Here is a 17,581-nt window from a genome sequence, read left to right on the forward strand (position 1 = left end):
TGAGACTAAAAAGTTTTTCTTTAGCTTAGAAAATCGATTAAAATATTTTAATTTCGATAAAGTGATCCAAAATTGAAAAATAACGACTAGAATAACTCAATATTTAAAAGTATGAATTATTCAGGATAAATATAACAAAGTAACTTTCCTTATTCAGAGTATTATATTAAGTTTAATTTATATATAAACATCTTATAAACTAATATCTTGTCCACCTGTCACACCATAAATTTGGCCTGTGACATAACTTGCTTCTTCTGAAGCTAAAAACACGTAAACAGCCGCTAATTCAACGGGCTGTCCTGCTCGTTCAAGTGTTTCAGTTTGACCAAATGTTTCTAAGTCTCCTTCAAGTTTTCCGTTATCTAACTGAAGCGGCGTCCAAATTGGTCCTGGTGCCACTGAATTCACGCGCACCCCTTTTTCTCCAAAATACTTAGACATACCTACCGTAAAGTTAGAAATCGCACCTTTTGTTGCAGCATAATCTAATAGCGATGCGGATGGGTTTGTTGCTTGTACGGAAGTTGTAGTAATAATCGAGCTCCCAGCTTTCAAGTGTTTCTCAGCCGCCTTAACCGCTTCAAACATACTAATAATATTCACTTTGAATGTATCATTTACTTGTTTCATTGATAAGTCGCTTAATTTTGCTTGGGCGATTTGCTGACCAGAGTTCAGTACTAAGATATCAATCTCACCGAATTCTTCGACAGTTTTGTTGATTAATTCTGTTGCTACGCCTTCTTCACGTAAGTCGCCTGGAATTAACAGCGCTTTTCGTCCTTCTGCTTCAATTAATTCGCGAACTTCTTCTGCGTCTGGTTCTTCTCCTGGAAAATACTGAAATGCAACGTCTGCACCTTCACGTGCAAAAGCAATTGCCGCTGCCCGACCAATTCCAGAGTCTGCACCAGTAATTAACGCATGCCGTCCTTCTAAACGACCTTTACCTTTGTATGACTCTTCCCCACAATCAGGGACTGGTTTCATATCTTTTTGTAGCGCTGGTGACTTTGCGACATCTTCATTTTTCTCTGAGAAACCGTCTGTATAATATTTTTTTCTCGGATCTTCATTGTTGTGTGTCATTATATTGTCCTCCCTTTGCTAAGATAATTTAATAATAACATGATGAATTCTTGTCCGTTAAACATCTGCTTACTACTATATAATAAGTGAAACTCATGGTATGAGCTTTACATAAATAAAAGCCATTCACTTCTTATTGAAATGAATGGCTAAATCAAAATTAATTTTCGTTATAAATATCTCTTGTATAAACTTTCTCACGTACTTCCTCAATTTCTTCAGAAATGCGATTCGCTAAAATCACATCAGAAGTTAGATTAAATTCATTAATATCACTAAGGACTCGATACCCTTCAAAAGAGACAGCATTTAAGCTCGGTTCGTAAATAATCACTTCAACCCCTTCAGCACGCATTTCTCTCATAATATCGAAAATCGCAGCCTGACGGAAGTTATCCGAATCTGTCTTCATAGCTAAACGATAAATCCCAACAACTTTAGGCTCTTTTGCTAGAACTTGATTCGCTACAAAGCCTTTACGAGTTGCATTCGAATCAACGATTGCACGTATTAAATTATTTGGTACATCTTTGTAGTTTGCTAATAATTGCTTTGTGTCTTTTGGTAAACAATAACCACCGTAACCAAAAGAGGGATTGTTGTAGTAATCACCAATTCGAGGATCTAAACTTACCCCATCAATAATTGCTTTAGTATTCAATCCTTTAGTTTCCGCATAAGTGTCCAACTCATTAAAATATGACACACGTAACGCTAAATAAGTATTCGAGAATAATTTCACTGCTTCCGCTTCAGTTGCGTCCATCAATAAGACTTTAACATCGTCAGCAATAGCACCTTCTAACATCAAATTCGCAAAAGTTTGCCCACGTTCAGATTTTTCCCCAACGATAATTCTTGATGGGTATAAATTATCTAGAAGAGCTTTCCCTTCACGTAAAAATTCTGGTGAGAAAATAATATTATCCGTCTTGAATTGTTTATTTATACGACGTGTATATCCTACTGGGATGGTTGATTTAATAATAATTGTTGCATTTGGCGCATACTCTAGTGCGTCTTTAATGACACTTTCTAAAGCAACCGTATTGAAATGATCCTTCACATCATCATAATCTGTAGGTGCTGCGACAACGACAAATTCAGGCTCATGACCATAGCCATATTCTTTATCTGAGGTTGCTTCAAGCGTTAAATCTTTACTAGATAAGTATTTTTGAATTTCTTCATCAGAGATGGGTGACTTACCTTGGTTAATTAAGTCAACTTTCTCTTGAACAATCTCCAAGGCACGGACGTTGTTGTTCTGTGCTAACAAAATCGCATTCGATAGCCCAACGTAACCTAAGCCTACTACTGTTATATTCATATTTAGTTCTCCTTGTCGCTAATAATAGTTAAACTTTATTTCGATATGTGCTAATTATAACAGATGAGGAGGTTTTTTTGGGGGGGATGAGAGTAAAAAAATAGACCACTAAATGGCAATGAAATTCCCTTCCACTATTAATCAATCATATCCCCACTCCTTCCCAAGTGTATTCACTCCTGCGATACTATATACTGAATATAATAATGTCATAGGAGGTCTAACATGCTGCTACTTCTGGATTATTTTCTTAGACTATTCCCTGGTTTAATTGTGGTTGTTGCGATTTATCTCATAATCCCTAAAGATATGACTGTCTTAAAAATATTCAACTTGATCTTTGGTTTTATATTAATGCGGGATGCGATGACTCCCCTTAACGTATGGGTATTTGGAGTGAATGGTAATGTCTTGTGGCTGAGGTTTATTGATGATGCTTTTATTCTGATTACGATAGGGTTGCTTTCTCTATTAGTGACTCTTCTAATTTATTTTTCAAATCGACACTTAACTTCCAATTTCATTTGGTTTAAAACAAACTCTAAGTCCCGATCTCTATTTATTGGTGCTTTAGCAGCTTTACTTATCGCTATCCCATTCATGTTGCCTATCTGTCAATCCCTATTACAGATCGTGGAGGTGAGGTTGCCCTTCATTTACTGCTTCCTTTATTAATCCTAGCGCTTTTTGGCAACTTACTTGAAGAAGTATTATTTCGTGGATTTTTACAAAACTATCTTAAACAAGAAGTTGGTATAAATAAATCCATTGCTTTATCAGGCTTAATTTTTGCGTTGGGTCATACTTTTCTAGCAATCACAGTCACTAATCTAGGATTCTGGGTTATTATTTTCACTTTGTATGAAGGTTTAGTTTGTGCTTATATTTCAGAAAGATACGGCTTAGCGCCCGCAACTATTTCACATGGGTTGGCTATCTTTATCTTATCTGCTGGACTTATCTAATCGATAGAATGAAAATAAGTAGCCGTTGCCTAAAATGGCACCTTTCAAAAACTTGCTGAATCACAAAAAAAAATACCGCTTCGAATTGCACTAATGCAATCTGAAGCGGTAATTTATTATTTATTACTCTAGCCCGGTCCATTTCCATTCAAGAACCTCTGGCATATCAGTACCATGCTCACGTATATAGTCATGGTGATAGTTGATTTTCTCAGTCATCTTTTGTGAAAACTCAGTCGCATCTTCCCCTACTACAACCGTTGCGATATGTTTAGCTAAATGATAACGATCTAATTCATTCAAGACACGCATGTCGAATGGTGTCGTAATGTCACCTTCTTCACGGTATCCATGAATATATACTTGGTGATTCGAACGCGAAAAGAAAATGTCTCGGATTAAACCTTCAAAACCATGATAAGCAAAGAATATTGGTTTATCTTTAGTAAAAATTCCATCAAATTCTTCATCACTATACCCGCGCGGATCAATATTAGGAGAACGTAATTTAAGTAAATCAACAACATTAACAAAGCGAATCTTCAAATCTTTAAATTGCTCCATCAATAGTTGTACTGATGCTAATGCTTCTAAATTCGGTTCACTTCCGGCAGCTACAATGACTACATCGGGTTCTTCGTTTGGTTTCACTGTCGAAGCCCAATCAATAACTTTCAACCCTTTATTAACTATTTCTTCAGCTTCATCAGTTGAATAAAACTGAAGTCGTGGATGTTTTGAACTCACTACTAAATTAATTAAGTGTTGCGAACGAAACGCTTTATCCATTGTTGCGAGTAATACGTTAGTATCTGCTGGTAAATATACTCGCGTAAATTCTGGTTTTTTCTCTGCCACTAGTGTAATAATCCCAGGATCCTGGTGTGTATATCCATTATGATCTTGTTGAAAAACTGTTGACGATGATATTAAGTTGAGCGACTGATAAGGTCGTCGCCAATCATAGAGACTCGCTTTACGAATCCATTTAAAGTGTTGTGTAATCATCGAATCAGCCACCCGCAAGAATGCTTCATAACTGGCAAAGAATCCGTAACGGCCAGTTAATGTGTATCCCTCAAACATTCCTTGCATTTGATGCTCGGAAAGTTGGCTGTCGATTACTCGCCCGACTGCACCGATATCTTCATCTGTCACATCATCCACACCTTCAAGCCATTGACGTTGCGTCACTTCAAAGACGCTATTCAATCGATTTGAATTTGTTTCATCAGGCCCAAATATACGGAAATTATTCGGATTCGCTTGCACAATATCACGCGCAAACTTCCCAAACTCTGACATATCTTGAGCTTGCTTTGAACCGGGGTGTTTATTGGATAAAGTATAATCTTTCCAGTCTGGTAAGTTTAATGCTTGAACATTGATACCCCCATTAGTAATTGGATTTTTCGCCATTCGGGCATCTCCAGTTGGTCTGATTTCAGCAATCTCATCCTTTAATTTACCAGACTCATCAAACAATTCATCTGGTTTATAAGACTCAAGCCACTCCACTAAGGCATCAGCATGTTCAAACTCTTTTTGATTCACAGGAATCGGAACTTGATGGGAACGATAACTCCCTTCAATTTGCTTACCTTCCCACACTTCTGGTCCTCCCCAGCCTTTTGGAGTCCGGACAACTAGTAACGGCCAATTTGGCATATGTGCTTTTTCCGCAGGTTGCTTTCTCGCATTATTCTGAATGAGTTTAATTTTTTCAATAATTCCATCTAATTTTTCAGCCATCAGCGGATGCAATATATTAGGGTCATCTCCCTCAATAAAGACAGGATCCCAACCCATTCCTTGAAAATACTTTTCAAGATCATCATCAGATTTACGCGCTAATAAGGTCGGATTCGCAATTTTCGCGCCATTTAAATGGAGAATGGGTAACACAGCTCCATCATTAACTGGATTAATAAAGGCATTAGCAAACCAACTTGCTGCTAGTGGCCCTGTCTCTGCTTCTCCATCACCAATTACCGTTGCTGCGATAACTTCTGGATTATCTAATATCGCGCCAGTGCCATGTGATAGTGAGTATCCTAACTCTCCGCCTTCATGAATTGATCCTGGGGTCTCCGGTGCCGCATGCGATCCGATACCTCCTGGAAATGAAAATTGCTTGAATAATTTCTGCATCCCCGACTCATCTTGAGTAATTTCTGGATAAATTTCAGAATAACTTCCATCTAAATACGAATTGGAAACCATCACTTGCCCACCGTGTCCTGGACCTTCAATATAAAACATATTTAAATCATACTTATTGATCACGCGATTTAAATGGGCATAAATAAAATTTTGCCCAGATATTGTTCCCCAATGACCAATCGGATTCACTTTCAAATGTTCTGGTTTTAACTTTTCTCTTAAAAGGGGATTAGCTTTTAAATACATTTGCCCGACTGATAAATAATCTGCTGCTCGCCACCATGCATCAACTTTTGCAAGATATTCTTTCGTGTCATAATGTTCCATCTTTTTAGCTCCCTTTCCTTTGATAGGTTTAGGATAGCATACATTTTTAGTAATGCATAACATTCAACTTTCACTATGATTTAGATGTTTTTCTCACTTTCTTAACCAATTAAACACGTATTCTTCTTAATTTTCCCGTAGAGCTGTGCTAATATTTATATGAATGTAATTGTTACTTTAGAAAGGAGTTCGATTGAGTGCAACATTTATTACTAGGGGTTGAAGGTGTTCTTACCTTTATCTCACCGTGTTTACTGCCGATGCTTCCAATCTATATCGCCTACTTAACCGGCCAGACAGACAAAGATTCTGACAAGCAAAAAACGTCTCTTCTACTTCAAGCTATCTTTTTTGTCCTAGGTTTCACGATTGTCTTTATACTAATGGGCATATTCGTCACAACAATCGGGCGGTTTGTACTAATTAATCGCACACTGATTCATTTTATTGCGGGGTCGTTTATGATACTCCTTGGAATTGATTATCTGTTTGGGAACCCAATTATGAATCGATTGAATATTATGCCTGGCAGTTCTTTAAAACAATCGAACTCTTTTGTGTTTGGTATGATTTTCTCACTTACTTGGACACCTTGTGTCGGGACTTTTCTAGCTAGTGCCCTCTCGTATGCCGCAACCTCTAGCTCTTACCTTGAGTCAGTGACCTTATTATTGAGTTTTTCTTTTGGCTTAGGCATTCCTTTTATCTTGAGTGCTTTATTACTTAACGAAATGAACCACGTACTCACGTGGTTCAAACAACATTACCGAATCATTCAAACTGTGTCCGCTTTATTTTTAATTTTTATGGGGATTTCAACGATGTTCGGTTGGTTGGAAATGGCTTTAATCTATCTTAGTTAGGAGTAATTATGAAAAAAATCTATCTATATTTAATCGGGTTTGTTGCCCTGTTTGCCTTTGCTTTTATTATCTATCAAAGCAACCTCGACAGTCCTGCTGTCTCAGAGGATTTGACCGAAGAACACTTAGTTGTCGAATCTGTCGAATCAGTTGAATCAAGTAGCGAAAGTGAGGAAGCACCTACCAACTCTACGTCAGTTTCTGAAGTTTCTGAGGAGTCTGTTGAATCAGAGAGCGAAAGCCAGCTAGTCTGGCAAGGTCCATCAACAACTTACGCTGATAGTGATGGTGATATTATTCGACTCTCACAAAATCTTGGCAAACCAACTATTGTAAACATCTGGGCTTCTTGGTGTCCGCCGTGCCGTGACGAGATGCCTTACTTTGAATCGTCTTATCAAGAACACGGATCAGATATTAATTTTGTTATGTTGAATGCCTTAGAAAGTCGCCCAACAGAAACGAAACAAGCAGCTTTAGAGTTCGCTGATGAGATGAACTTGTCTATGCCAATCTACTTCGACAATAACGCAAGCAATCAAATCGAATTCGCTGCGAACATGTTACCCCTCACAGCTTTGTTAGATGCTGATGGCGAAGTGATTGAAGTCGTGCGAGGCCAAGTCTCACCTGCTAAATTAAAGCAACTTATCGCAAAAGTATCATAATAAAAAACCATCTAGTCTCTGATGTTTAGACTAGATGGTTTTTTGTTGAGTTGGGGCAACTTGCGACAAATGGATACACGGTTTGGCGTGAGTAAAGCCCGACTCTCTTTTAATTCTACCTTTTCTCCAAGTACTTCTTAAACAACGCATCATAACTTTGACCAAATCGAGGTTCGACAATACGGTACTCCCTCGGTAGTTCAATATCTTTAACGGCTGCGATACTGCCCAGCGTTTCTGCATTTTTCATAACTGGAATGTATAATTTATAACCTAAGATATCCGAAATCAACTGTGGGAATGCGTCAAGTTCTGTCACACCACCCACTAAGCCGATTGCTTTAAAGTCAGTAAGTTCTTCTAAGACGCTAACGTTGTGTTTTATATTGAATATCATTCCAAGGATAATTGAGTAGAGGACCGATTCCCTTGAACTCACCCGAGTGATATCAAATAAGTTCCCCGTTGCTGCTTCATTCCATATGGGCGCCCGCTCTCCGTTTAGATATGGCACAAATATACTTTCCGTATGTGGACGTTTTGCTGCAACTAGATTCAATTCTTCGAAACTACTATTGAAAACTTTATTCGTCCAAGACAATACATCGGCCCCGTTATTACTTGGTAATCCAATTAAATATTGACCTTCCTTAATATTATAAGCGAAGTTTTGGTATTGATAGTTTAATTGCGGTTCTTTATTAATGACGCGCACTGCGTGACTTGTTCCAATTGATAGAACAGCAATATCTTCCAAATCATTAAAGACATAGTTTGAAGATATTCCATCTGAAGTCCCAATAGTCACCGAAACCTTTGCGTCAAAAAGAGTCGGAAAGGCCCGCACAGTGTAATCTACTGGCTCAATTCTTGGCAGAAGATTCACCTCTAACCCAATCTCAGACAATGATAAGTCATCCCATGTTAAACTTTCTAAGTTCAATAATCCGCTACTTGAAGCATTACTAATATCAATCACCCATTCACCTGTTAATCGGTAGAATAGTAAATCTTTTAGAGATCCAATGCGCTTACCTTTTTCATATACACTCATTAATTTAAAGTAAGGATTCATACTGTGGATGGGTGTTCCAGTTCGGTTGTACTGAATCGTTAATGCTTCCTCACTTTGTTGCTCGATAATTTCAGCCCCGCGAGTATCTGCCCAAGTCAAGACGCCTCCTGATAACGTACCGTCCTCATTGATTAACTGAACACTATGCATGGCTGTTGTGAGGATGATTTCTAATTGCTCTACTTCATTTACGATAATTAAATGTTTGATGCCATCCAACACATTGTCCCAAATTTCTTCAAAATCCATTTCAAAAATCGTGTCGTCTTGATTAATATTTAAATGTGGGTATTTCACCATATCGACAACTTGGTAGTCAGAATTAAATAAATTAATTTTGATATTCGTTGTACCGATGTCGACACTTGCTATATATTCGCTCACTATTCCTTATGCCCCCCAAAGTTATAGCGCATGGCTGATAGGACTTGGTTTGAGAATGGTAGCTCCGTTTATGACGCATTTCGTTTCATTAGTGATAAAGAAATAACCGGTGTTGGGACTTCTTCTTGTAATGCTTCGCCAACCATCCATTTCGCTTCGCCTGAGGCATGCACTTTCTGATTAAATTGTGTGAGTTGCGTATCTTTCGCTAACTCTTCATGAATATTATCCATTAATGCAGATTCGATCACCGAACCCTAGCTCCAATAAAGCTCTTAACCTTCTGCGATTACTAGCATCATACCATATTCAATCCCCTTATGGACTATTTTAATAATATCCACTTCCAAGTTCTGGGTAAAAATCAATCTCGATGTCGGCTTCTTTTAAGATTCCTTTTAAATCATTCATTGTGGCATTAGTAGGCTCTCTAGCTGGTAATAGTAGAAAGACAATATTCTACTTTTTTACTACTAAAAGTTCCTGAATACAAGCGATATAAGTCAGTTTGTCATCCAAATATATCTCAGACATATTAGGATTGATGTCGAAAACATTAATTTCTTTTCCTTGTTTAACTCATTGATTTTCTGAAAGAAAGCATTCAACACAAAGCGTTCACGGTCGGTAGTAACACTGAGAAAAACTGATTCTTCAAAGGTCATTTTCTGAGTTTCATTTCTATACTTGCTCCAAAGTCTTTTAACAAATTATTCAAAGACTTAATGTATTTTCTAATTGTCTTGTCAGATACGTCAGCTTTTTGAGTAATTTCTTTACTTGGGACAAACTGTTTCTCATGTTCAAATAAAAATTGCACAATTTGTAACTCTAAATTATTTAGTTGTATATGATTCATATATATTCGACTCTCTCTAATTTCTTTATTTAGTTTTTTAAAAATTCTTCACCTACCATTCTAACAATCTTTATAAAAGTATTATTAAGATTTTATTTTTTTTGCTCTAAGTAAAGTGTATGCCTTACAAAGGGTTCTGTAAGGATTTTCTTAAACTATCATTTTCTACTAAGAAGGGGAACTTATTTCGAAGTCTTGTCATTACCTCTTTCTACCGGATTTAATTGCATAATAAAATAATCCTAAGATAAGCCCAAGTCAAAATAAAAACCTCACTAAAGTATTTCACTCTAGTGAGGTTTCTGATTATATACTCTTCAATTTTTCTTGTTTTTTAAGGCGTCTGGCTGTGATTTCATTTTCAATTAATTTAACGACCATGAATCCAAGTACAATAGCACCTGCAGTCCATAACACGTCCATCACATAGTTTACACCGGCCATGTAATTCTCTTCCACGACCGAGCGAACGGCCATATAAGCAGCTCCTCCGGGGACAAGTGGCACAATAGCTGGTGTGTTTAAAGTGATGACTGGTAGTCGTAATTTTCTAGACAAGACGATACAGATCAAACCAATCACAACGGATCCAACAAAATTCGAAATCGCTAAATCGTCAATAGCACGGTTAATCGCCCAGAAGCTCACCCAGCCTAAGGTTCCAGCAATCCCCCCAAAGAAAACCCCTCTTCGAGGACCATTTAATATAATTCCAAAAGATACACTGGCTATAAAACTAAAGATAATTTGTTCAATAAATTCAGTCATTCGCTAACTCCTTAAGAAAACCATTGTAAAGTCATCGCAATACCAATACCGATGACCGTAGAGATCAAAATTGCTTCCACTACACGAACCATACCGGTCAGTAAATGCCCTTCGAATAAGTCTCTCATTCCGGAAGTGATAGCTAGACCGGGAACGAGTGGCATAATACAACCGATAATTAAACTGTCCAAATTAGCGACAAACCCCATTCGGTAACATAGCACTGAGGTAATCGAAATTAAGAAAGATGCTATTAAATCATTGATGAATTTCATCTCTGTTCGAACATAAATACGGTTAGATGTGAAGTAACCCAGTGACCCGATAATAAAAGCCGTTAAAACATCACTGTATGCACCGCCTAATAAAAGCATTAATGATAAACTCGCTAAACCTGCTGCAAGCATTCGGTAATATTTGTTAAATTCGGGTGTTTGTAAATCCACTGATTGCAGTACTTTATACAAATAAATTAAAGAAATTTCACCTTCAGCATACATACGTGAGTAACGGTTTGTTGCATCAATTTTCTCTAAATTTATTGAACGATTGCGAGCTTGAGTCATTTGAGACGTCGACTCATCATTAATACTCATAAAGATCCCAGTCGCAGTCACGTAACTTTCCGTGTCGAATTTCTTACTATTTTTTGCAATTCTTTGCATCGTATCTTCTACACGATAGGCTTCTGAACCCGATTCCATCATAATTCGTCCTGCAAGTAAGGTTGTTTTTAGCAGTAAATTTTTATTATCCATCAAGATCACCTCTTAGTATAAAGGATAACATAAAATCCAATTCTTGCATTAGAACTCGCATTAATTTTTAAGAGAGGTCACTTCCACTGATTCCTGATGCGTATTCTCTTGGGTATCTTTCTCCACCAATAGACGTAAGCCATTAAGTATGACTAATATTGTTGATCCTTCGTGAAAGACGACTCCCATCGGCAAGTCAAGAATTCCAATAATATTTAATATGACAAGTATCACAATCACAGAAATTGAGAAGAGGATGTTTTGTTTAATGATGCGATTCAATTTCCCGCTAAGTTCATAACTATAGAAAAGTTTGGCTAAGTTATTCTTAACAATGACAACGTCAGCCGATTCCATAGCAACAGAAGAACCAGAACCCATCGCAATACCAATATCCGCTCCGGCAAGCGCTGGCGCATCATTAATACCATCGCCAATCACCCCAACGACGTGGCCCGCTTGATGTTCCATCTGCACGCGTTTGATCTTATCTTCGGGTAAGCAGGATGCTTGGAATGATTTAATGCCGACTTCGTCTGAAACCAGTTTCGCCACTTTGGGATTATCACCGGTAATAAGTTGTACGTCGACTCCTTCTTTTTGAAATTGTCTAACAGCGTATTTTGCTTCACTGCGCAATTGGTCTGCTAGTACTAAGTAGCCGACAATCTCTTGCCCTTGACCAACGAAGATCGTTGTATAGCCTTGTTCAATTTGCTTACGGTAACCATTGGGATCATTAAATGTGTCAAAGTAAGACGGTTTCCCTACGACAATATCGCCTTTTTGCATACCGACGGCAACAATCTCTTCAACCATTTCATTTTGGTCCACGCTATCGAGGGATAAATCGCTGTATGATGTACTAATGGCTTCCGCTATCGGATGGCTAGACGTCTGTTCCATAAAGACGACTTCTTTCAGAATCCGTTCGGGCACTTGATAGTCCACCACTTTGAATTCTCCAAACGTTAACGTCCCCGTTTTATCAGAAAGTAAAATATCCATGGTGTTCAAGGCTTCCATCGCTGCCCCACCTTTGAATAGAATCCTATTCTTAGCCCCATTACTAATCGCCGATAAAGTTGCTGGTGTGGCTGAGGCTACTAATGCACACGGACTGGCAACTGTGAGTAGCACCATCCCGCGATAAAAGGCATCCTGAAATGACATTGATCCAATCAGCATTAATAATATGATAAATACCGGTACTGCAAGCAAGACACCAATGACATATTTTGATTCGAGTCGGTCAATAATCCGCGATATTTGCGACGGACGACTTTGAGCTTCTTCAACCATTCGTACAATATTTGAAAAGACGGTTTCTTTGCTTGTTTTACTGACTGTGAGGTAGATAGAATTCCCTTCATTAATTGTCCCCGCAAAGACTTCTTCACCTTTGTCTTTCTCGACTGGTAAGGATTCCCCTGTTAAAGCCGCTTCATTGACAGTTGTTGTTCGGTCAAGGTAGCCATCGATGGGTAGTTGAGCCCCTTTCGCTACCACAACAACTTCTCCAACGCTTAACTGAGACGTTGGCACCTCAACGACATCGCCGTTTTCCTTTAATAATTGGGCTGTATCAGGCACCTGCCCCATGAGTTCCTCAATCGCTCTAGTCGATTTATTCATTGCGAAATCTTCTAAGAATTCTGCACCCGCGAAGATGAATAGGAGCATCGCTCCTTCAGATTCATAACCAATCAACAAAGCACCAATAGCAGCGAGTACCATTAATAAATCGACATTCGGTGATTTATCTTTTAAAGTTTCAATGACCGCATCCTTGGTCGCAAAGAAACCTAAGAAAAAGATTGCTGCATAAAAGAACAGGCGACTTAAAACTGGATTCGTAAATGAAATAAAACCTAACACTAGTAAAATAGTACCGATTAACAGAAATTGACCTTCACGTTGTTTTAAAATGTAAGACATCATTTTTAACACATCCATTTCTTATAACAAAATTTTATACCTTATATCTATTATACACTAAAACACCCTAAGAATGTCGTCTTTTAGGGTGTTTGGACCATTAATTTATTGTTCGCTATATAGTAATAATTCATCTACATCGACTATTTTAATTTTCTTGGGCGTTAATTGTTCGATTAACCCTGCTTGTTCAAGTTCCTTGAATTTTCGACTGATTGTTTCTGGTGTTGTTCCTAAGTATGAAGCGATATCTTTTCGCGTCATTTCTAACTCAATGATTTGTTCTGAAGCTGGGCCTACTACATTTTCAGCTAGAAACATTATCAATCGGTTTCCGACCTGGTCTTCGGCCACTTTAACCGTTTGTCTTTCTGAACTTTCAAGCCGTTGCGACATTTCTGCGAGTAGTTTCATTGTTATGGTTGGGTAATCCGTTAAGAACGCTTGGATATCTGCTTGACCAATCGTACAGACTACAGTGTCTTGAGTTGCTTGCGCATAGGCTTCGTGGACGCCGCCAGGGTTGAAAATCGTCCACTCTCCCATGAAATCTCCGGGGTGTAGAATGCGAATTAGTTGTTCTTTTCCTGATTCAGATAATAGAAAGATTCGGACTTTCCCTCGATTCACTATATATAAGGTATCGTCTTTTTCTTGCGCTCGGAATAAATAATCACTTCGTTTAAACACTTTTGTCGTCGCTCGCTCTGCTATCTTATCCATCGCATCGTCTTCTAAATGATTAAAAATCGGCACGAGGCGAATGCAAGCTGCATGGTTTCCGGGTTCATGGTGGTGATGGTGGTGTTGACTCATAATTTGCTTCCTCCTATATATACTCTTTTCTTTATAGATAGTATACCACCTAATTCTTTTTGAAATCTTGATGTCGGTCAATTCTTTATTTTGCAAGCCCCTCTATACTAGTATTTGTAAGGCAAACAAATATTACTTGGAGGTAAAAAAATATACAAAGATATATTTTGAGTCAAAAAAAGCTCATTACTTTACTCAGTGGAATTTTAATTGCAATTGGTTTCTTTAGTCACTTTGTCTTGAATAATGCCATATTATTCAATGTTACTTTCATTATTGCTTCAATTCTCGGTGTTCTACCGATTGCTATTCAGGCCTATCAAGCCCTGAAGGTAAAAGTCGTCAGTATTGATGTGCTTGTTACGATTGCGGTTATTGGCGCCTTCTTAATTCAAAACTATGAAGAATCAGCCATTGTTACTTTCCTATTCCTATTCGGATCGTATTTAGAACAAAGAACTTTAAATCAAACGCGTTCAGCAATTAAAGAGTTAACCAATATGGCGCCAGAGAGCGCCTTACTTTTAACAGACAGCGGCGAGTTTGAAATGGTTGATGTGGATGAAGTTGATGAAGGCGACACTTTGCTCGTAAAGACTGGAGCCAAAGTGCCTGTGGATGGAACAGTTCTCAGTGGTGAGGGCCACATTAATGAAGCAAGTATTACTGGTGAAGCTGTTCCCGTGACAAAGCAACTCAATTCGAAAGTCTTTGCCGGAACGATGTTAGAAAATGGGACACTCCAAATCCGTGCAGATAAAGTTGGAGAAGATACAACTTTCGGTAAAATTATTGAAATGGTTGAAGAAGCACAAGACTCTAAGTCAGAAGCTGAACGCTTTATCGACCGCTTCTCAAAATACTACACACCGATTGTATTACTCCTGGCAGTTATCGTTTGGATTTTCACACGAAATATTGAGTTAGCCATCACAATTCTAGTTCTTGGTTGTCCAGGTGCCTTAGTCATTGGAGTACCTGTGTCAAATGTTGCTGGAATTGGGAATGGCGCGCGTAACGGTATCTTATTAAAAGGGAGCGAAGTCATTCACGACTTCAGCCGCGTTGATACTATTGTTTTTGACAAAACTGGAACACTCACAGTAGGGAATCCTGAAGTCGCTGAACGATTGAGTTACGGGGATGACGACGATTTAACTCTACGTTACTTAGCAAGTGTGGAAAATGAATCAGATCACCCGTTAGCTAAAGCCATTTTAAATGATATTGGCTCAGTATCATTCTTACCTATTGACCAGACTGATGTTGTTAAAGGTGGCGGGATTGTCGCTCACATTAACCAAAAACGTGTCGCTGTCGGAAACCCTGCATTAATGGAGAAAGAACAAATTTCTTTAACTGGCAAGATGCAAGCGGATATTGAGCGTCTTGAAAGAAATGGGAACTCAATAGTTATTACAGCTGTTGATGGTGTTGTGAAATACGTCATGGGAATCCGTGACCAAATCCGTCCAGGCGTAAAACAAGATCTACAAAAACTCAAAGACTTCGGCGTGAAAAACTTAGTCATGCTATCGGGTGACAACCAAGGTACTGTTGATTTAGTGGCAAAACAACTTGGTTTAACTCAAGCGCACGGTCATATGTTACCTGAAGATAAATCAGCTCATATCAAGAAATTACAAGAACAAGGTCAAATCGTCGCTTTCGTCGGAGATGGTGTAAACGATAGCCCGTCACTTGCCTTAGCAGATATTGGAATTGCAATGGGTAGCGGAACCGACGTGGCGATCGAAACTTCAGATGTTGTTCTAATGAACTCAGACTTCAGCCTCCTGCCACACGCTTTAGGTTTAACACGTGCTACTGCTCGGAATATGACACAAAATATTATCATTGCAATTGGTGTTGTTGCCATCTTAGTTGCGAGTCTATTCTTTAGTAACTGGATGAATATGTCGATAGGAATGTTAGTCCATGAAGCAAGTATTTTAGTTGTTATTTTCAATGGAATGCGCTTATTAAGATACCGTCTTAAAGATTCATCAAATAAAATGGAATCAAAACAAAATGCTACTCAAACAGCAAAATGAGAAAAAGAAAGAGGATAAAAAATGACAAAATTTAATGATTATATCAACACAAACGCAGAGAAATTAGACTTATACACTACAGCCATCACACGTGCACACGGAAAGAATCACCCTGAAGCCTTTGATGTTCGCGATATCTATGTTCGTATTCAAGACAAAACTCAAGCCGCTGGGGAGGTACAACCGGATCTAAATACAGAATTCACAACGCTTAGAGAAATTTCTGATAACTATACAATCCCTGATGATGTTTGCGAAACCTATGCTGCAGTTTACACAATGTTAAAAGAAGCCGATTCACTTTATTTAAGTTAAAACTTGACCGCCGTCAATGACACCTCATTCAAAATAGCTTAAACTATATATAGAATAAAAAAGAAAAAGGAGAATGTATTATGTCACAAGGAATTATTACTCTAGAAACTCTTTCATGTCCATCATGTCTACAAAAAATTGAAGCAGCTGTTAAAGCACTTAACGGTGTTGACGAAGATAGTCTGAAAGTCCTATTCAATTCAAGTAAAGTTAAAGTGAAATTCGATGACCAAGCACTACAAATCTCAGATATTGAAAAAGCCATTGAAGACATGGGCTACCCAGTTATTAAATCAGTTGTCAAAGCAGCTTAAGACATAAAAAAAGCATCCGGAAAGTTAGATTCCGGATGCTTTTTTGTTTGTAGAGGGTTTGGGTGGTGACTTGTGCCAAATGGCTGGTTCATTTGGCTTGAGTTCACACAACTAAAGACAAACCGCATCTCCATTTGGCTTGAGTTCGACCAACTCAGGACAAACCGCACATCCATTTGACTTGAGTTCACACAACTCAGGACAAACCACACACCCATTTGGCTTGAGTTCGACCAACTCAGGACAAACCGCACATCCATTTGGCTTAAGTTCACACAACTCGGGACAAACCGCTACTCCATTTGGCTTGAGTTCACACAACTCAGGACAAACCGCATCTCCATTTGGCTTGAGTTCACACAACTAGAGACAAACCGCACATCCATTTGGCTTGAGTTAGACCAACTCAGGACAAACCGCAAGTCCATTTGGCTTGAGTTCACACAACTCAGGACAAACCGCATCTCCATTTGGCTTGAGTTCACACAACTCAGGACAAACCGCATCTCCATTTGGCTTGAGTTCACACAACTCAGGACGAACCGCAATAATTATACTGGTCCTATGAACGTGGACAATCTGAGCCACACTCATTTCATTCGTGAACTAAGTTTATTTCTGTCATAATAATCGTAGACTCAAAGGTATAAAGACTAAATATTTGTAGACAATCCGTCATACGTTGAAATTTTTAGTGAACCAAAAAGAAAGGTGAGTAATCATGGGAATATATAGTCCAGAAGTCGTCGAAATATTGAAGCAATGACCGTATATAGAAAATGTGAGTGAGCATGTAATTCAATATGGTGATGCATTTAAACAGGAGTTTTATTGTTTATCTCAACAAGGCCACAAACCCAAGGATATATTTTTATCATTGGGTCTTGACCCA

General features: G+C 38.3%; 17 protein-coding genes. 7 read left to right on the forward strand and 10 right to left on the reverse strand.

What is annotated here, in order from left to right; all coding sequences use genetic code 11:
- Nucleotides 1–192 precede the first annotated feature (192 nt).
- Complete coding sequence (locus ACEN33_RS09200; protein ID WP_407094919.1) at nucleotides 193–1,092, reverse strand: SDR family oxidoreductase; 900 nt, start codon at nucleotides 1,090–1,092, stop codon at nucleotides 193–195.
- A 160-nt stretch (nucleotides 1,093–1,252) separates the two neighbouring features.
- Nucleotides 1,253–2,422, reverse strand: coding sequence for a nucleotide sugar dehydrogenase (locus ACEN33_RS09205; protein ID WP_407094920.1), 1,170 nt, complete (start codon nucleotides 2,420–2,422; stop codon nucleotides 1,253–1,255).
- A gap of 659 nt (nucleotides 2,423–3,081) precedes the next feature.
- Here ACEN33_RS09205 and ACEN33_RS09210 point away from each other — a divergent pair.
- Nucleotides 3,082–3,387 carry a type II CAAX prenyl endopeptidase Rce1 family protein gene (locus ACEN33_RS09210; protein WP_407094929.1) on the forward strand — a complete coding sequence of 102 codons (306 nt, stop codon included), beginning with the start codon at nucleotides 3,082–3,084 and terminating at the stop codon, nucleotides 3,385–3,387.
- Between the two features lie 123 nt (nucleotides 3,388–3,510).
- Here the strand turns inward: ACEN33_RS09210 and ACEN33_RS09215 are convergent, their stop codons facing one another.
- Nucleotides 3,511–5,877, reverse strand: a complete 2,367-nt coding sequence (locus tag ACEN33_RS09215) for a phosphoketolase (protein ID WP_407094921.1) — start codon at nucleotides 5,875–5,877, stop codon at nucleotides 3,511–3,513.
- 197 nt (nucleotides 5,878–6,074) lie between these two features.
- On the opposite strand from ACEN33_RS09215, the gene ACEN33_RS09220 reads away from it, so the two are divergent.
- Both ACEN33_RS09220 and ACEN33_RS09225 read left to right on the forward strand, forming a co-directional pair.
- Nucleotides 6,075–6,740, forward strand: coding sequence for a cytochrome c biogenesis CcdA family protein (locus tag ACEN33_RS09220; protein WP_407094922.1), 666 nt, complete (start codon nucleotides 6,075–6,077; stop codon nucleotides 6,738–6,740).
- Nucleotides 6,741–6,748: 8 nt separating this feature from the next.
- Nucleotides 6,749–7,408: a TlpA family protein disulfide reductase gene (locus ACEN33_RS09225; RefSeq protein WP_407094923.1), complete on the forward strand. Its 660-nt coding sequence runs from the start codon at nucleotides 6,749–6,751 to the stop codon at nucleotides 7,406–7,408.
- Between the two features lie 115 nt (nucleotides 7,409–7,523).
- Here ACEN33_RS09225 and ACEN33_RS09230 read toward each other — a convergent pair whose 3' ends face one another.
- From ACEN33_RS09230 to ACEN33_RS09260, 7 genes are all read right to left on the reverse strand, one after another.
- Nucleotides 7,524–8,867, reverse strand: a complete 1,344-nt coding sequence (locus ACEN33_RS09230) for an FGGY family carbohydrate kinase (RefSeq protein ID WP_407094924.1) — start codon at nucleotides 8,865–8,867, stop codon at nucleotides 7,524–7,526.
- Between the two features lie 68 nt (nucleotides 8,868–8,935).
- Nucleotides 8,936–9,118 (reverse strand): hypothetical protein, encoded by a 183-nt coding sequence (locus ACEN33_RS09235; protein ID WP_407094925.1) that lies wholly within the window; start codon nucleotides 9,116–9,118, stop codon nucleotides 8,936–8,938.
- A gap of 410 nt (nucleotides 9,119–9,528) precedes the next feature.
- Complete coding sequence (locus ACEN33_RS09240) at nucleotides 9,529–9,726, reverse strand: helix-turn-helix domain-containing protein (RefSeq protein WP_407090570.1); 198 nt, start codon at nucleotides 9,724–9,726, stop codon at nucleotides 9,529–9,531.
- Between the two features lie 306 nt (nucleotides 9,727–10,032).
- Entirely contained in the window at nucleotides 10,033–10,494 is a 462-nt protein-coding gene (locus ACEN33_RS09245) for a threonine/serine exporter family protein (RefSeq protein ID WP_407090571.1), read from the reverse strand.
- 11 nt (nucleotides 10,495–10,505) lie between these two features.
- Complete coding sequence (locus tag ACEN33_RS09250; protein ID WP_407090572.1) at nucleotides 10,506–11,252, reverse strand: threonine/serine exporter family protein; 747 nt, start codon at nucleotides 11,250–11,252, stop codon at nucleotides 10,506–10,508.
- Nucleotides 11,253–11,312: 60 nt separating this feature from the next.
- Complete coding sequence (locus ACEN33_RS09255) at nucleotides 11,313–13,193, reverse strand: heavy metal translocating P-type ATPase (RefSeq protein WP_407094926.1); 1,881 nt, start codon at nucleotides 13,191–13,193, stop codon at nucleotides 11,313–11,315.
- 102 nt (nucleotides 13,194–13,295) lie between these two features.
- Nucleotides 13,296–14,006: a Crp/Fnr family transcriptional regulator gene (locus ACEN33_RS09260; RefSeq protein ID WP_407090574.1), complete on the reverse strand. Its 711-nt coding sequence runs from the start codon at nucleotides 14,004–14,006 to the stop codon at nucleotides 13,296–13,298.
- A gap of 152 nt (nucleotides 14,007–14,158) precedes the next feature.
- On the opposite strand from ACEN33_RS09260, the gene ACEN33_RS09265 reads away from it, so the two are divergent.
- The 4 genes from ACEN33_RS09265 to ACEN33_RS09280 all read left to right on the forward strand — a co-directional run.
- Nucleotides 14,159–16,060, forward strand: a complete 1,902-nt coding sequence (locus ACEN33_RS09265; RefSeq protein WP_407094930.1) for a heavy metal translocating P-type ATPase — start codon at nucleotides 14,159–14,161, stop codon at nucleotides 16,058–16,060.
- 21 nt (nucleotides 16,061–16,081) lie between these two features.
- Nucleotides 16,082–16,375 (forward strand): iron-sulfur cluster repair di-iron protein, ric, encoded by a 294-nt coding sequence (locus ACEN33_RS09270; RefSeq protein WP_407094928.1) that lies wholly within the window; start codon nucleotides 16,082–16,084, stop codon nucleotides 16,373–16,375.
- Between the two features lie 80 nt (nucleotides 16,376–16,455).
- Complete coding sequence (locus ACEN33_RS09275) at nucleotides 16,456–16,689, forward strand: heavy-metal-associated domain-containing protein (RefSeq protein ID WP_138405136.1); 234 nt, start codon at nucleotides 16,456–16,458, stop codon at nucleotides 16,687–16,689.
- Between the two features lie 772 nt (nucleotides 16,690–17,461).
- Nucleotides 17,462–17,581, forward strand: a 120-nt coding sequence (locus ACEN33_RS09280) for a hypothetical protein (protein ID WP_407094931.1), incomplete at its 3' end; no start/stop codon positions are given.

Origin of the sequence: Ruoffia sp. FAM 24228 (assembly GCF_045528575.1) — a bacterium.
GTDB lineage: Bacteria > Bacillota > Bacilli > Lactobacillales > Aerococcaceae > Ruoffia > Ruoffia halotolerans.

Excerpts from the sequence above, each read along its gene's own strand:
- ACEN33_RS09260 (WP_407090574.1), bottom strand. The coding sequence starts at position 14,006 with ATGAGTCAACACCACCATCACCACCATGAACCCGGAAACCATGCAGCT.
- ACEN33_RS09200 (WP_407094919.1), bottom strand. The coding sequence starts at position 1,092 with ATGACACACAACAATGAAGATCCGAGAAAAAAATATTATACAGACGGT.
- ACEN33_RS09205 (WP_407094920.1), bottom strand. The coding sequence starts at position 2,422 with ATGAATATAACAGTAGTAGGCTTAGGTTACGTTGGGCTATCGAATGCG.
- ACEN33_RS09225 (WP_407094923.1), top strand. The coding sequence starts at position 6,749 with ATGAAAAAAATCTATCTATATTTAATCGGGTTTGTTGCCCTGTTTGCC.
- ACEN33_RS09270 (WP_407094928.1), top strand. The coding sequence starts at position 16,082 with ATGACAAAATTTAATGATTATATCAACACAAACGCAGAGAAATTAGAC.
- ACEN33_RS09250 (WP_407090572.1), bottom strand. The coding sequence starts at position 11,252 with ATGGATAATAAAAATTTACTGCTAAAAACAACCTTACTTGCAGGACGA.
- ACEN33_RS09275 (WP_138405136.1), top strand. The coding sequence starts at position 16,456 with ATGTCACAAGGAATTATTACTCTAGAAACTCTTTCATGTCCATCATGT.
- ACEN33_RS09215 (WP_407094921.1), bottom strand. The coding sequence starts at position 5,877 with ATGGAACATTATGACACGAAAGAATATCTTGCAAAAGTTGATGCATGG.
- ACEN33_RS09240 (WP_407090570.1), bottom strand. The coding sequence starts at position 9,726 with ATGAATCATATACAACTAAATAATTTAGAGTTACAAATTGTGCAATTT.
- ACEN33_RS09245 (WP_407090571.1), bottom strand. The coding sequence starts at position 10,494 with ATGACTGAATTTATTGAACAAATTATCTTTAGTTTTATAGCCAGTGTA.
- ACEN33_RS09255 (WP_407094926.1), bottom strand. The coding sequence starts at position 13,193 with ATGATGTCTTACATTTTAAAACAACGTGAAGGTCAATTTCTGTTAATC.